Consider the following 13,880-nt stretch of genomic DNA (forward strand, 5'->3'; position numbering starts at 1 on the left):
GAAGACGATCCGCCGCCCCTTCGGCGCGGCCCGGCCCGAAGGCCCGCGGACGCCGCCTGCTCGGCGTACACGGAGAGGCGGCGGTCGGCGGCGTCCAGGCCGTGGTGGAGACCCACCGGGGAGCGGGCGCCCGGGCGGCGCTCCGCTTCCTGATACGGCGTGCACGAAGCATTGACGCCTGCTTTCTTCACTCATACCTTTTCGTTCGAAAATCGAAGTTATTCGATATATCGAACAAAACTCAGCCTTCCTGCCCCTGAGACGGCTCCACCCGGCCTGCGAAGTGGAGCGGGACGAGGGAAGCGCTGTCCCGGTCCTGCACCGGAACGCCCCGCGTCAAGCCCTGGCTGGCACGGCCGCCTCCATCGCCACCTGCGTGGACATGGCGACGGATGCCGACTTCCCCGAACCCGTCGGCCGCCCCCGGCGCAGATCCGGGACAATGGGGTGAGGAAGCCGTGAAGCGCGTGTCATGTGCCGAAGACCCGGCCTCCGGACGAGACCGGGGAGGGCTCCGGTCCTCCCCCCGTGCGCCTGTGCCGACCGGGGAAGTGAGGTGGCGGGCTGTGCGTGCCTATGATCTGGCGGATCCCTATCCGTGGGTGTCGACCGATGACGACGCGATGGCGGCGGCCCGGCTGTTCACGGAGCGGCGCCTGCCGGCACTGCTGGTGGTGGACTCCGAGGAGCAGCCGTACGCGGTGGTGCCCGGTTCACAGCTGCTGAGGGCCGCCGTGCCGGACTTCGTCCTGTACGAACCGGTCCTGGCGGATGTCCTGCGGGACGGTCACGTCGAGCGCCTGGCGGAGAAACTCGACGGACTCACGGTGGCGCAGTGGATTCCCCGGCACGGCACCGTCCCCGCCGTGGTGGGCCGGGATACCAGCGCCGTCCGGATCGCCGCGCTGATGGCCACGACGCACACGCCGCTGGTGGCGGTGGTGGAGAACGACGGCGAGCGGACGCGGACGGTGGGCGCGGTCACCGCGGCACGGCTGATGGAGTACTTCCTCTCCCAGGGATGAGCCGGGACGGGAGGCAGGACCGGCTTGTTCCGCCGCCGGTCCACGCCCTCCCGTGCCGGCAGCCCTCGACGGGGATCGAACACCTTCTGCGCGGCTTTCGGCGCACAATGGAACGAGAAGCGCCACATGTGGGAGATGCCATGATCATCCTCGGTGTCATTCTGCTCGCCATCGGCTTCATCGCCGACGTATCGATCCTGTGGACCATCGGAATCATCCTCGTGGTGATCGGCGCGGTCCTGTGGCTCCTGGGCGCCACCGGGCGCGCCGTGGGAGGACGCCGGCACTACTGGTGACCGGGCTCCACAGGCGATGAGCGGGAGGGAGGCTCTTTCGGTCAGCGGCTGACGGATCAGTCCCGGCCGCCGGGCCGGCCTGGGCCGGTGTCCCGGCTCGCCGCAGGTCGGCGTCCTCACGAGGCCCCGCCCGCGCCCCGCGGACGTGCGGCGGCGTCCGCCTCCTCCCACTCGGCCGTGAACTCCCCGCGCCTCAGGGATCGCGCGCCACACCCAGCACCGCGCAAGCGGCCCGGGACACGGTCCCGGGCACGTCCGCGGTCGGGAAGGAGGGCAGCAGCATGTGGCTGACCAGCAGCCGCACGACAAGATCGGCCGCCTCCACACGCCGCTCCTCCGGCACCTCCGGCACCACTTCGCCCAGCCAGCCCGCCAGCAGGCGCCAGGCGCTGGTGAAGACGGGGTCGGGCCTGCTCGTCAGGAACGGCAGCAGTGCGTCCGTGCCGCCGCGCACCGCGGTCAGCACCGCACCGATGAAGGGGGTGGCGCCGGCTTCGGCCAGCACCCGCTCCCGCGTCTGTTTGCGCCATGCTACCCGGGGTGGGCCGACACGGGGCTCGGGCGGAGAGGGCGAACGGCGGTTGCGCACGACGGCAGTGCGCCACCGCACCCGGCCACGGTCACGGTAGCCGCCGTGCGCGGAGGGCCGGGTTCGCGCCCCTGCGGCGCCGTCTCCTCGGCGGCGCGGAAGCGGACCGGCACACCCCGGCGGACGTCCGGCAAAGCGCCCGGAAGGCCGACTGACCACCTCTCCGGCCCGGTTCCCCGTCCCAGTGCCCCGGACTGCCGTCTCCGGCCGGGGCGGCGGGGGCGCGGGACACGCCGCGCTCACCGTGTCATCAGCCCGCGATCCTCGAATTCGTCCACGCACTCCGGCGGCACCGCCATGGTCCTGATAGTCGTGTTCGGGCGCACCGGGGTCACGGACGGGTCGAGCGCTTCGCGTCGCCCGCGTTCGGCCTCGGCGCGGGCCCGTGCGACATCGGCGGCGAGTTCCCGGCAGTCGACGGCACGCGTGTCGGCCGGCGCAGGCTCCCCGCCCCGGGGAGACGGTGTGCCCGCGGACGGGTCGGTCTCCAGCGCAAAGGTGGCGGCGAGGCCGGCCAGGCACAGCACGGCCCACGCCGCCACGATCCGCCGGCGGACGCTCACGAGCCGGCCGCCTCTGCGGCGGAGCCGGCTTCGGCGATGGCGCCGCGGTGCGCGAAGGGGCCCCCGGCGGTGAAGACCAGCTCCGCGAAGCGCTCGCCGATGAGGCGGTGGGTGGCGGCGTCGGGGTGGAGCCGGTCGGGCAGTGGCAGCTCGGCCGCGTCGGCCCGGCCGTAGAGGCGGCGGCCGTCGAGGTGGTACAGGTTCGCGTCCTCTTCCGTCCGCCGCTCCACGATCCGGGCCAGCTCCTCCCGGATGACGCCCAGGGTCAGCTTCCCCTGGGCGCGTTCCGCGGGATCACCCGCGGCCCGGAAGCTCAGCCGCCCGGCGCCGAGGGCCGTGAGGTCCGGGACGCTGGGGCCGGGGGTGTCCTCGTGGACGGGGCACCAGATGGGCGAGACCACCAGCAGCGGTGTGGTGGGCCGGCCCTCGCGGATGGTGTCGAGGAAGCCGTGGACGGCGGGGGCGAAGGCCCTTAGGCGCATCAGATCGCTGTTGACCAGATTGATGCCGATCTTGATGCTGATCAGATCAGCGGGGGTGTCGCGCAGGGTGCGGGCGGTGAACGGGTCGAGCAGGGCGCCGCCGCCGAAGCCCAGGTTGACCAGTTCCACACCGGCGCGGGCGGCGGCGAGCGCGGGCCAGGTGGTGGCCGGGCTCGCGGCGTCCGAGCCCTGGCTGATGGAACTTCCGTGGTGCAGCCACACCGCGCGGCCCCGGTCCGGCACCGGCTCGACGGGAGCATCGGTGCGCAGGGCGACCAGTTCGGTGGTCTCGTTGTGCGGGAGCCATATCTCGACGTCCTTGGCCTCGCCGGGCAGGCCGGTGAAGCGGAGCGTGCCGACCGGGCCGGGCCGGAGTTCGGCGGCTCCGGTGGACATGTCGATGGTCAGGGTGTCGCCGCCGGCCACACCGGCCCGGCCGGCGAGGCGGCCGTCGACGAGCAGGTCGTAGACGCCGTCGGGGCGGGGCGGGGCGCCGGTGTAGACCCGTTTGGTGGGCAGCACGTCCAGCTCGACGGCGGTGGCACGGGTACGGAAGACCAGCCGGACCCCGGAGGGCTGGGACTCGGCCATGGCCAGCTGCCCGTCGGTGCACTGGGCTCGGGCCCGGGCGGGCAGCCGGTGCGGCAGGACGCCTCGCGCGGTGTGCTCCAGGTCCAGGGCGCCACGCAGGAGGGCCGCGGTGACGGGGGTGGCGATCCGGTCGTGTTCGGTGTTGTCCATGGCCCAGCCCGTCGGTCGGGGTCGGTCGGGTTGTCCAGGGCTTGCAAGTGCGCCGGCACGGAGCGCCTCACGGCCGCGCACAGGTGGCCGTGAGGGCCGGCGGCGGTGTTCAGCCGGCGGGCCGGCCCCGCAGCAGGGCGTCGAGGCGGTCCAGGATCCAGGCCCAGCTCTCCTGCGCGCCGGAGGCACTGTGGCTGAAGCCGCCGGCCGCCTCCAGGCTGACGTAACCGTGGAAGACGCTGCCCAGCAGCCGGACGGCGTGCGTCTGCTCCGGTTCCGCCAGGTCGTAGCCGCGTAGGATCGCTCGCATCATCTGCGCGTGTCTGCCTCCGGCGCTCGCGGCCGCCGTGTCCGGGTCGAGCCGCAGCCGTGCCGCGGCGTAGCGGCCGGGGTGCTCCCGGGCGTAGTCGCGGTAGACGTTCGCGAAGGCCTCCAGGGCGTCCTTGCCGGCTCGCCCGGCCAGGGCGTCGGCGGCCCGGTCGGCGATTTCCTCCAGGGCCAGCAGGGCGATCCCGGTCCTGAGCTCCTGGGAGTTCTCCAGATGGGAGTACAGGCTCGCGGTCCTGACACCGAAACGCCTGGCGAGCGCCGAGACGGTCACATGCTCGAAACCGACCTCGTCGGCCAGTTCCGCCCCCGCCCGGACCAGACGTTCTCCGGTCAGCCCTGCCCTCGCCATGTCTTCCCTCCTCGCCCTGAAGGGATTATGCAAAAAACCTATAGCCATTAGGCAAACGGCTTACCCTCCAAGCCTGTGCGTCGGATGTGCGTCCCTTGAGGCGTGGCCCCTTCTCCCCGAGGTGGTGCGTACCGCCGCCGACCACCGGCGGCGGTACGCCGGTGAGCCCTCCGCCCGGAGCTTCGGGCGGAGGCCCGGTCTCACGGGTCGAGCAGTACCGGCAGGACCTGGCGCAGTTCGCGTTCCCAGTACGGCGGGCTGTGAGTGCCCCGGTAGAAGTGCGTGGTGACGTCGACCCCGACTTCCTGGAGGCGACGGGCCACGGTGCGGGACTCGTCGCCCATGACGGCCTCGGTCAGCGAGATCACCTCGTCCTGGTAGAGAGGTGCCAGATCCGCCAGTCCGGGGATGTCCGGGTCCGGCTCGGTGCCCGGCGGGTCGAGGGCGCCCGGGGTGCCGTCCCCGGCGGCGATGTGGACCCGCGTGCCGCGGAGCCGTTCCGCCAGATGGTAGGGATCGTTCCGTTCCCAGACGTGGCGCTGCCGGACCGGGTCGCCCCAGATCCTCCGCCACGGCACACCGATGTACTCCGCGCCGCCGCTGACCGCCTCGGGGTACTGGAGGGGGTGGAGGAAGCCTCCGAAACTGGCGGCCGCCCCGAACATCCCGGGGCGGTGCGCCGCGTACTTGACGGCCCCGTACCCGCCCTGCGACTGCCCGGCGGTCGAACGCTGCCGCCCGGCCCCGTAGTCGCGCTCCAGAATGGGGACCACCTCGTCGAGGTGGAAGGTCTCCACGGCCGGCGCGCCGCCCTCCCCTCCGTTCCACCAGTCGCTGTAGAAGCCGTAGAACGGCATCTGGGGCACGACGACGAGCGTCTCGCGCAGTTCGGGCCACTCCTCGATGCGGTAGTCGTCGTTGTAGGTGCGGTAGTCCCCGCTGCCGTCGGGCAGCAGGTAGAGCACCGGCCAGCGGTCACCGGGGCGCCGCGAGTCCCATCCGTCCGGGGTCAGCAGCCGCACCTTCGCGGTGTCCGCCAGGGCCGGGGACCGGATGGTCAGGTCGAGCAGACGTGGGCCGATCCGCTCCTCGCCGACGACACGGGCCGGACGCCGGGAGCCGGTCGCCAAAGGCTCATGGGACGCGGAGACGGTGGTCGGGGCGCCTTTGGCGGGGAACACCGCCGCGGGGAGCAGCCCGAGGACCGGTACCAGGACGGCCACCGGCGCGACGAGGCCGAGGCGCATACGAGTACGGGTGTACGGAGTCATGTCCTCAGGGTTACCGGGCCGGGGCCCGCCGGCATCCGGTATGCCACCGAAGTCGCCCCTGATACCGACCCGGACGGCCCCCTCACCCACCGCGACCGCCCGGGCACGGAGGGGGCGACGGACCACGTCGCGGTGTCCCGCGGCGGTGCGGCGCTCGGATGCCGCACCGCCCCGCACCGGAGGGAACCGGACGGTGGTGGCCCCACCGTCCGGTTCCCTCCGGTCACCTGCCCCGCTCTTCCCGGCGAGCTGAAGCCGGGAGGTGGGGCACCCCCCGTCGCGCGGTCAGGCCGGTTCCCGGCCGGCGGCCAGGCTGCCGTCCACGTAGACGGTGATGCGCGGATTCTCCTGGTAGGACTGCGCGTCCGGCCGGTACGACCAGTGGCCGCTCTGGTCGAAGGAACGCCAGTCCGCGCGGTTCATCCGCAACTGGATCTCACCGGTGGAACCGCCGGCCGCCAGGGTGCCGTCCGCGAAGCCCAGCTCCAGGTAGCCGTCGGCGTCCGGTCCTGCCGGCGCCTCGTGGACCGTGCGGCCGATGGAGCCGCAGTCCATCGCGGCCCAGTCGCAGTGGGTGGTCCACCGGTCGGGGGCCAGACCGTCGCGCCGGAACCAGTAGCGGACGGTGACGCGGGAGAGGTCCACGGCCTCGTCGCCGTTGTTGACCAGGTTCAGCTGGGTCCGGACCGAGGTGGTCACCGGTTCGTCCTGGGTGCGGTGGAGCACGGTGAATCCGCCCTCGACCGGGTCGGGATCGCCGTCGCCGGGCAGGGTGGTCACCCGGACCGCGCCGGACGGAGCGGAGACGTTGCCGGCTCCGTCCCTGGCCCGGACGGTGAAGGTGTACTCCGTGCCGGGTTCCAGAGCGGAGACAGTGGCGTGCGTACCGGTGGTGGAGACCACCGGGTCGCCCGAGCCGTCTGCGGAGGCGTGCACCGTGTAGCCGGCCACACTGTAGTCGTCGTCGGCGGGGGGCCAGACCAGGGTCACGCCGGTGTCGCCCACCTCCTCGGCCACCGGCGTGCCGGGCGCGGTCGGCGCCTGGGTGTCGGGGGTGGCGTCGGGCCGCTGTCCCCACTTCAGGTCCGTGCCGTTGTGGAGGGTGATCCGTTCGGTCCGCACCAGGTCGGTGGAGTCCAGCCCCTGGTGGGACCAGTCGTTGTCCGGATCCCAGCCGGCCCCGCCGGTGATGCGGAACTGCACCTCGGCACGGTGCTGGGACTGGCCGCCGGGGAAGATGTCCCGACTGCCGCAGTCGACCTCCACGTAGTACAGGTCGCCCTCGGCCTGGAAGGGGCCGCGCAGGGGCGAGGCGCATTCGGAGTATCCGGAAGACAGGGTGATGTCCTCCGGCTCCACGCCCTCATCGAGGGTGAACCAGTAGCGGAACCGGGCGTCGTCCAGGTTCTCGGCCGGGAAGCCCGAGCGGTTGCGGACGATGGCCTTGACCTCGGTGAAGCCGGCTCCCGAGGAGTTCAGCCGGGCCTCAACGTACATCTGCGGCCCGTCGGGCGCCTCCTCGGGCGGGAAGTCGGCCAGTGGCGTGCCGCCGTACCGTGCGGTCAGATGGGCCAGGGCTCCGGAGAAACCGGCGTTGTAGTCGGTGGCGACCTCGTTGGCCACGTAGTCCTGGCGGCTGTCGGTGTAGGCGTCGTCCGCCGAGCCGGGACCGCCGACGAGGGCTCCGTAGAGCACGTGCCGGGTCTCGGCGGGCGAGGTGATCTGGTCGGTCCACGATCCGTGCGCGGTGCGGTGGTGCGGATCGCGCGGCGGGTTCTCCCCGAAGCCGACCACGTAGCTGGAGCCCCGCGGGTTGTCACCCAGGGCGTAGTCGATCTGCCGCTCGCCGAACTCCCGGTACCGCTGGGCCCGGGCGGCGTCCCGGGACCGGAGCCAGTCGGAGTACACCAGCGCCGCGAAGGAGGTGTTGGCGGCGTACCGCAGCGACCCCCAGGTGTCCAGGACCGCCTGTCCGCCCGGGGAGTACGGCACGCGCCGGCCGTCCACACCCGTCGTCCAGTAGTCCAGCCACCGGTTGGCGTCCTCGACGTACCTGGCGTCGCCCGTCTCCATCGCCAGCAGGACGTAGGCCCCGTACTGCTTGTTGTCCCAGGCGAGGGTCCAGCGGTACTGGCGGGTGGTGGTCTGCTGCTCGGTGCCCAGAAGGTCGTACTCGCTCTCGGCCTTGTCCAGGTACGCCCGTTCGCCGGTGGCCTTGTAGAGCCAGTAGGCGCCCCAGACCAGTTCGTCCTGGTAACCGGACCAGGAGCGGTAGAAGTCGCCGGCCGGCACGCAGTCGGAGTACTTGCCGCGGTAGGTGTCGGCGAAGGTGTAGAGCTGTCTGGCGTGCCGCACCAGGGTGGCCGCGTAGTCCGGGTCGTCCTCGGCGAAGAGCATCGAGGAGGAGGCCATCGCGGCGGCCGTCTCCGCGGCCACGTCCGATCCGGGGCAGCCCGGATGCACCCGGTAGGCCGGCCTCTCCATCGGCATCACCTCGGCCGGGCCCCACCACTTGTGGTCGGCGTCGCCGTCGCCGACCTGGGCGTAGAGGACGTCGGGCTCGGGATGGGCGCGGATGAAGTAGTCGTTGACCCAGCGGAGGTTGTCCTTGAGGTACTCCGTCTGTCCCGCCCGCTCGTAGCCGTCGGCGGCGGCCAGACCGCCCCAGGCGAGCAGGGTGGTGGTGGCGGCCATCGGCAGACCGAACTTCACGTGGTCTCCGGCGTCGTACCAGCCGCCGGTCAGGTCCAGGCCCACGTCGGAACCGTCGTCCAGCGCCGAGTCCCCGCGCCAGGCGACGCGGTTGTCCTCCGGCAGGTCGCCGGAGCGCTGTGCCTCGTAGAAGTACATCGACTTCTGCAGCGCCTCGGCGTAGTCGAAGGCCGCGGCGGGCGACGCGGCCTCATCGGCGCGGGCGACGCCGCCGGTGGCGGGCAGCAGAAGTCCGGCGGTCGTCAGGAAGGCCGCCGCGGCGGTGGCGATCCGGCGTAAGCCGCGGCCGCGGCGGCCGGGGTCCGGTCCGCCGGAAGGTGGGGACGTCGTTGCGGAAGTGGACATGGCACCGTCCTTCTCGGACTTCGGGCAGGGGGAGTCATCGATCTGGGAGCGCTCCCATGAGATGGCCTGTACATGCTCAGCGAGTCGCCGGGAAGCGTCAATCGGTGCGGCGCGGCTGTTTTCCGGACGGCGCCGGAAGGCGGTGCCGCAGGCACCGGGACGGCTCTCCCCCGGTACCCGCGGCCGCGTGGAGCGGGGCCGGGTCAGCCGCCGCATTCCTGCCCGTTGAGGGTGAACGCGGTCGGTTCCGGATTGTCCGAGGCGCTGTTGCCGTTGAAACTGATCGTGGTGGAGGCGCCCGGTGCGAGCCTGCCGTTCCAGCTGAGGTTCTCCGCGGTCACCGTCTCACCCTCCTGGCTCCACCGGGCCGACCAGCCCTGGTCGACCCGCTGTCCGGCGGTGAAGTCCCAGCGCAGCCGCCAGCCCTCGACGGCCTGGTCACCGGTGTTGGTGATCTTGACGTCGGCCGTGAAACCGCCGGGCAGCCGGACCGCCGGACCGCCGACATGAGAGCACTCGGCGGAAAACCCTCCGACCGGCGGACCTGGACGCCCGACCGCTCCGTCCGGGAAACCCCCGTGCCCCTCTCCACTCTCACCGGCCATCGCATATTCCTTGACAGGAATATTCTCTTGCGGGAATAATCGCTACCCGTGAACGAACTCCTCGCCGCACTGGCCGACCCGGCCCGCTGGCGGCTGGTGGTCCTGCTGGCCGAGCGGCCCCGCCCGGTCGGCGTCCTCGCCCGGCTCGCCGAGGCACGCCAGCCGCAGACCACCAAACACCTGCAGACCCTGGAGCGCGCCGGCGTCGTCGTCTCCCAGCGATCCGGCCAGCGCCGTATCTACGCGCTCCGCCCCGGTCCCCTGCGGGACCTGGCGGCCGAGCTCGGCCGGCTCGCCGACGCAGCGGACCGACCCGGCGGCCCCCGCACGACCTACGACCGCTACGGATCGAGCCTGCGCGCGGAGCGGCTCGCCGCGCAGGGGCCGGGGTGGGCCGACGGCCGCTCCTTCCGGTTCCTCCAGTCGCTGGTGAGACGTCCCGAGCTGGTCTGGCGCCACCTGACCGAGCCTTCTCTGCTCGCCCGGTGGTGGACGCCCGACGACCTCCGCGTCTGCGAACTCGTCTTCGAGGCGCGAGAGGGCGGGCGGATCCTCCACGAGTACCGCGAGGCGGAGGACGTCGACAACTCCGACCCCATCGCGGGGCGGGCGGAAGGGACCGTCGACGAGGTGCGTCCCGGGGAGCGTCTGGCCTACCGGCTCTCCCCGTTGCTCGCCGACGGTCGTCTCGCCTTCACGGCCCACGTCGAGATGGACCTGAGGCCCACCGGCACAGGCACCGATCTCGACGTCCACTACCGGATCACCGACAGCACCGTCGACTCGGCCGACTTCGTCGCGGGCATCGAGCTCGGCTTCGGTCAGAGTCTCGACAAACTCGCGGCGGCCCTCACCGCGGACACACGCGGAACCGACGGCACCGACAGCACCGACAGCACCGACAGCACCGACACAAGGAGCACCAAGTGACCGAGCAGACCTCCGGCCGCAGGGTCGTCGCCAACATGGCCCTCTCCCTCGACGGCCGCTACGCCGCGCCGGACAACCCGCTGGACATGAGCTGGGTGATGCCCTACGCCCACACCGACGTCGCCCGCGACCACATGGCCGCTCTCCACGAGCCGGCGACGACAGCTCTGCTCGGGCGGGTCAACGCCGAGGGTTTTCTGGGTTTCTGGCCCACCGTCATCGGAATGGAAGGCACCGACCCGCGTGACGAGGCCTTCGCGAAGTGGCTCGTCGGAACCGACAAGGTGGTTCTCTCCTCCACCCTGGAGGAAACCCCGTGGGAGCGGACGACGGTCGCCGGCGGACCGGCCGCCGAGGTGGTCGCGGACCTCAGGGCCGCGGAGGGCGGAGACATCCTGGTGCTCTCCAGCGCGAGTGTCATCAAGGCACTGCTGGCCGCCGACGAGGTGGACCGGCTCGCCCTCACGGTCTTCCCGGTCTTCCTCGGCGGCGGGCCGCGCCTGTTCGACGACGGCCTGCCCGCGGGGCGGTGGGCGCTCGCCGGTCAGGCCGCGGGCGAGCACGGCACGCTGGCCCTCGTCTACGACCGGGTCCGCTGAGCCGGACGGTCACCCGGCTCGGCCGGTATCGCCTCCGGCACACCCGGCCGCCACCCGCAGGCCGTCCCCGGAGAGCCGGGAGCCGGCGGGAGGCTCCGGTCAGCCTTCGGCGGCGCCCGGCTCACAGGCCGCGCCGACCGGACGGCTCGGGCCCGGATGACACAGACCACGGCGCCGGACCATGGAGAAGGGCGCCGGCGGCACCGACCAGCCCTGCTTGCGGACCATCCGGCCGGATTCCGTTTCGCCCTCATCGGGCCGCAGCAGCGGAACACCTTGCCCGTCCCATCGAATTTCGATAGATTCCTATCGCTGTTCGACAAGAGGAGATGCGATGGGAAAGTCGGCGGTGCTCGCACTGCGGGCCGTGCTCGCGGTGTTGCTCACCGGTTCGGTGTTCGTTCAGGCGGTGATGGTGCCGCTGTTGGCCGCCGACCTGGAAGGGCTCGACCCGGAACTCGCCCACCTGCGCACTCCGTTCCTCGTGATCACGGTCCTGGGCGTCGTGACGGTGCAGGTCGTCCTGGCCTGCGTGTGGCGGCTGGTGACGATGGTGCGGCGCGGGACGGTGTTCTCCCACGCCGCCTTCCGGTACGTGCACACCGTGATCGGCGCCTTCGTCGCGGCCGCCCTCCTGGTGTTCGCGCTCGGGGTGCTCCTCGCTCCGGGTGAGGCCGTGGCTCCGGGTGTCATCCTCCTGCTGGGCGGGGTCTGTCTGGCGGTCTTCGGGGTGGCGCTCGTCGTGCTCGTGCTGCGGATGCTGCTCGCCCAGGCCGTGGCACGCGATGTCGAGGCGGCGCGGATGCGGGCCGAACTGGAGGAGGTGATCTGATGCCGATCACCGTCGACATCGACGTGATGCTGGCCAGGCGGAAGATGTCCGTGGGTGAACTGGCGAACCGCGTCGGGATCACACCCGCCAATCTGGCCGTACTCAAGAACGGCCGCGCCAAGGCGGTGCGCTTCACCACGCTCGCCGCGCTCTGCGAAGTGCTCGAGTGCCAGCCGGGGGACCTGCTGCGCTGGGAGCCCGAAGAGGCCGAGGGCGCCGAGGGCGCCGAGGGCAACACTGCGCGTGGAGCCGGGCACCCGTGACCGAGGGGGCATGAGCACGCTCACCGCAGGGCCGCTCCCGGACAGGGCGCACGGCGGTGGCCGCCCGGGCCCGTCCGCGCCGATCCCGGTGGTGTGCGCCGCCCGGAACGGTGTTGTTCCGGGCGGCGCACACCGCGACCGAACACGTGCGGGGAGGCAAGACCGTCCTGGAGACCCGGCCCGGACGCGCCCGGCCCGCTCCCGGGCCGGGCGCCGGACCGCTTACGGAGCCATCTCGTAGGCCCCGGCGAGGGCCTCGACCCGGTCCCACACGCGCGCCGACCGGGCGCCGTCGGCGACGGGGCGCCGGACCGCGCCCAGGGCCCAGTCCTGCTGGCGGGCCGTCGCGGAGTCCTTGCCGTGCAACTCGACCGCGTGCGCGGAGAAGTCGCGGACCAGCACGGCGAACATCTCGTCGAGCACGTCCTCGTCCGATCCCGTCAGGCCCGCCTGCTCCAGGATCAGCTGGCCGTGGACGACCAGGGCGAACAGCCGGCCGACCGCGAGGAGCAGATCGAGATCGCGGCTCTGCTCCTCGTCGGGTGCGGCGGTGTCGACGAACTCGCACAGGGCGTCCGCCTGCTCGCGGAAGCGGCCGACGTTGGGCAGGTGGGCGTAGGCGTCGAAGGCCGGACGCCAGTCGTGGAAGCGGACGGAGCCCAGACCGCGGGCCGGCCCCTGGCGGAAGAGGAAGGTGTCGTCCGCGGCGTCGAGGCGGGTGGGCACGGGCTCGTAGCCGGCCGGGTCCAGCAGGTGGTTGCGCATGAACTTGAGGATCAGCGCGAGGTTGACGTGGACCGTGCCCTCCAGCTTCGGCAGGCTCCGGATCTCGGTGGCGGCCTGGGCGAAGTAGGTGTCCTTCTCGAAGCCCTTGGCCGCGATGACGTCCCACATCAGGTCGATGACCTTCTCGCCCTCGGTGGTCACCTTCATCTTCGTCATCGGGTTGAAGAGCAGGTAGCGGCGGTCGTCGGGGCCCGCGGAGCGGAAGTAGTCGGCGGCGCGGTCGCTGAACAGCCTCATTCCGGCCAGGCGGACGTACGCGTCCGCCAGCGCTCGCCGTACGTGCGGGAAGTCGGTGACGGGGCGGCCGTAGAGGATCCGCTCGCGGGCGTGGGTGACCGCCTCGTACATCGCGTGCTCGCAGATGCCGACCGAGGCGGTGCAGAGGTTGAACTTGCCGACGTTGACGGTGTTGAGCGCGGCGTCGAAGGCGGCCCGCCCGGTGTGCAGGACGTCCCCCGGGCCGACCGGGTAGTCCTCGAGGCGGAACTCGCTGACGTACTTCGAGGAGTCGACGACGTTCTTCACCAGGCGGTAGGCCGGATGGCGGCTGTCGGCCGCGAAGAAGACGTAGGCGTCCGCGCCCTCGGCATCGGTACGGCGGCCGAAGACGGAGACGAGGCCGGCGGCGTTCCCGTTGCCGATGTAGTACTTGGATCCGTTCGCCCGGAAGCCGCCCTCTCCGTCGGGCTCGAGCAGCATGTCGGTGGAGTAGATGTCGGCGCCGTGGGCCTTCTCCGACAGGCCGAACGCGAACACCTCGCCCCGGGAGAGCAGTTCGGCGGCACGGGCGCGGGCCTCGGCGTTGCCGCTCTGCCAGACCGGTCCGAGGCCGAGGATGGTGACCTGCCAGGCGTACCAGTAGTCGAGGCCGTAGAACCCGAGTATCTCGTTGAGCGCGGCGATCCGCGCGGTGTCCCAGCGCACACCCGGCCGGCCGCCGCTCTCGGAGGCGGGGGTGAGGAAGGTGGCGAACAGCCCCTCCCCGGCGGCGAACGAGAGGAAGTCCGCCAACCAGGCGCGGCTGCGGTAGTCCTCGATCAGCCTGCGCTTGCCGCGGGACTCGAACCAGTCGACGGTGGCACGCAGCAGCCTGCGGGTCTCGGGGTCGAAGTGCTCCGGGTCGTAGGTGCGGGGGTTGAACAGCAGCGGGTCGGCCATGAGT

Annotated in this window: 13 protein-coding genes and 1 pseudogene; 6 read left to right on the forward strand and 8 right to left on the reverse strand. The window is 72.1% G+C overall.

Annotated elements, in window-relative coordinates:
* Positions 1-566 precede the first annotated feature (566 nt).
* Together IQ279_RS21165 and IQ279_RS21170 are read left to right on the forward strand one after the other, a co-directional pair.
* Positions 567-1,025, forward strand: coding sequence for a CBS domain-containing protein (locus IQ279_RS21165; RefSeq protein ID WP_206350517.1), 459 nt, complete (start codon positions 567-569; stop codon positions 1,023-1,025).
* Positions 1,026-1,165: 140 nt separating this feature from the next.
* Positions 1,166-1,321: a DUF6131 family protein gene (locus IQ279_RS21170; RefSeq protein ID WP_206350519.1), complete on the forward strand. Its 156-nt coding sequence runs from the start codon at positions 1,166-1,168 to the stop codon at positions 1,319-1,321.
* 193 nt (positions 1,322-1,514) lie between these two features.
* Here IQ279_RS21170 and IQ279_RS21175 read toward each other — a convergent pair whose 3' ends face one another.
* The 7 genes and pseudogenes from IQ279_RS21175 to IQ279_RS21205 form a co-directional block, all read right to left on the reverse strand.
* Entirely contained in the window at positions 1,515-1,826 is a 312-nt protein-coding gene (locus tag IQ279_RS21175) for a hypothetical protein (RefSeq protein ID WP_206350521.1), read from the reverse strand.
* 323 nt (positions 1,827-2,149) lie between these two features.
* Entirely contained in the window at positions 2,150-2,473 is a 324-nt protein-coding gene (locus IQ279_RS21180; RefSeq protein WP_206350523.1) for a hypothetical protein, read from the reverse strand.
* Complete coding sequence (locus IQ279_RS21185; RefSeq protein ID WP_206350525.1) at positions 2,470-3,696, reverse strand: GDSL-type esterase/lipase family protein; 1,227 nt, start codon at positions 3,694-3,696, stop codon at positions 2,470-2,472. Before IQ279_RS21185 ends, IQ279_RS21180 begins: the two co-directional genes overlap by 4 nt.
* Positions 3,697-3,805: 109 nt before the next feature.
* Positions 3,806-4,375, reverse strand: a complete 570-nt coding sequence (locus IQ279_RS21190) for a TetR/AcrR family transcriptional regulator (RefSeq protein ID WP_206350527.1) — start codon at positions 4,373-4,375, stop codon at positions 3,806-3,808.
* A gap of 281 nt (positions 4,376-4,656) precedes the next feature.
* Positions 4,657-5,646 (reverse strand): annotated as a pseudogene (locus IQ279_RS21195) (alpha/beta hydrolase); the annotation flags it as partial.
* A gap of 285 nt (positions 5,647-5,931) precedes the next feature.
* Positions 5,932-8,703, reverse strand: coding sequence for a glycoside hydrolase family 9 protein (locus tag IQ279_RS21200; protein WP_206350529.1), 2,772 nt, complete (start codon positions 8,701-8,703; stop codon positions 5,932-5,934).
* 203 nt (positions 8,704-8,906) lie between these two features.
* Positions 8,907-9,308 (reverse strand): cellulose-binding domain-containing protein, encoded by a 402-nt coding sequence (locus tag IQ279_RS21205; protein ID WP_206350531.1) that lies wholly within the window; start codon positions 9,306-9,308, stop codon positions 8,907-8,909.
* Between the two features lie 48 nt (positions 9,309-9,356).
* Here IQ279_RS21205 and IQ279_RS21210 point away from each other — a divergent pair, with 48 nt between their 5' ends.
* The 4 genes from IQ279_RS21210 (at position 9,357) to IQ279_RS21225 (ending at position 11,932) form a co-directional block, all read left to right on the forward strand.
* Positions 9,357-10,238 carry a metalloregulator ArsR/SmtB family transcription factor gene (locus IQ279_RS21210; protein ID WP_206350533.1) on the forward strand — a complete coding sequence of 294 codons (882 nt, stop codon included), beginning with the start codon at positions 9,357-9,359 and terminating at the stop codon, positions 10,236-10,238.
* The gene (locus tag IQ279_RS21215; RefSeq protein WP_206350534.1) at positions 10,235-10,837 is read left to right on the forward strand and encodes a dihydrofolate reductase family protein; all 603 of its coding nucleotides are present in this window, start codon (positions 10,235-10,237) and stop codon (positions 10,835-10,837) included. Before IQ279_RS21210 ends, IQ279_RS21215 begins: the two co-directional genes overlap by 4 nt.
* A gap of 334 nt (positions 10,838-11,171) precedes the next feature.
* The gene (locus IQ279_RS21220) at positions 11,172-11,669 is read left to right on the forward strand and encodes a DUF2975 domain-containing protein (protein ID WP_206350535.1); all 498 of its coding nucleotides are present in this window, start codon (positions 11,172-11,174) and stop codon (positions 11,667-11,669) included.
* Positions 11,669-11,932 (forward strand): helix-turn-helix domain-containing protein, encoded by a 264-nt coding sequence (locus IQ279_RS21225; protein ID WP_206350536.1) that lies wholly within the window; start codon positions 11,669-11,671, stop codon positions 11,930-11,932. The genes IQ279_RS21220 and IQ279_RS21225 overlap by 1 nt, the downstream gene beginning before the upstream one ends.
* 222 nt (positions 11,933-12,154) lie before the next feature.
* On the opposite strand, the gene IQ279_RS21230 is transcribed toward IQ279_RS21225, so the two are convergent.
* Positions 12,155-13,876, reverse strand: coding sequence for an acyl-CoA dehydrogenase family protein (locus IQ279_RS21230; protein ID WP_206350537.1), 1,722 nt, complete (start codon positions 13,874-13,876; stop codon positions 12,155-12,157).
* Between the last annotated feature and the right edge of the window lie 4 nt (positions 13,877-13,880).

This window comes from Streptomyces verrucosisporus (assembly GCF_017114865.1).
GTDB classification, from domain to species: Bacteria; Actinomycetota; Actinomycetes; order Streptomycetales; family Streptomycetaceae; genus Streptomyces; species Streptomyces fenghuangensis.

Bases quoted from the DNA above. Each gene is read 5' to 3' on its own strand.
- IQ279_RS21170 (WP_206350519.1), top strand. From the start codon at position 1,166: ATGATCATCCTCGGTGTCATTCTGCTCGCCATCGGCTTCATCGCCGAC.
- IQ279_RS21185 (WP_206350525.1), bottom strand. From the start codon at position 3,696: ATGGACAACACCGAACACGACCGGATCGCCACCCCCGTCACCGCGGCC.
- IQ279_RS21190 (WP_206350527.1), bottom strand. From the start codon at position 4,375: ATGGCGAGGGCAGGGCTGACCGGAGAACGTCTGGTCCGGGCGGGGGCG.
- IQ279_RS21200 (WP_206350529.1), bottom strand. From the start codon at position 8,703: ATGTCCACTTCCGCAACGACGTCCCCACCTTCCGGCGGACCGGACCCC.
- IQ279_RS21205 (WP_206350531.1), bottom strand. From the start codon at position 9,308: ATGGCCGGTGAGAGTGGAGAGGGGCACGGGGGTTTCCCGGACGGAGCG.
- IQ279_RS21220 (WP_206350535.1), top strand. From the start codon at position 11,172: ATGGGAAAGTCGGCGGTGCTCGCACTGCGGGCCGTGCTCGCGGTGTTG.
- IQ279_RS21225 (WP_206350536.1), top strand. From the start codon at position 11,669: ATGCCGATCACCGTCGACATCGACGTGATGCTGGCCAGGCGGAAGATG.
- IQ279_RS21230 (WP_206350537.1), bottom strand. From the start codon at position 13,876: ATGGCCGACCCGCTGCTGTTCAACCCCCGCACCTACGACCCGGAGCAC.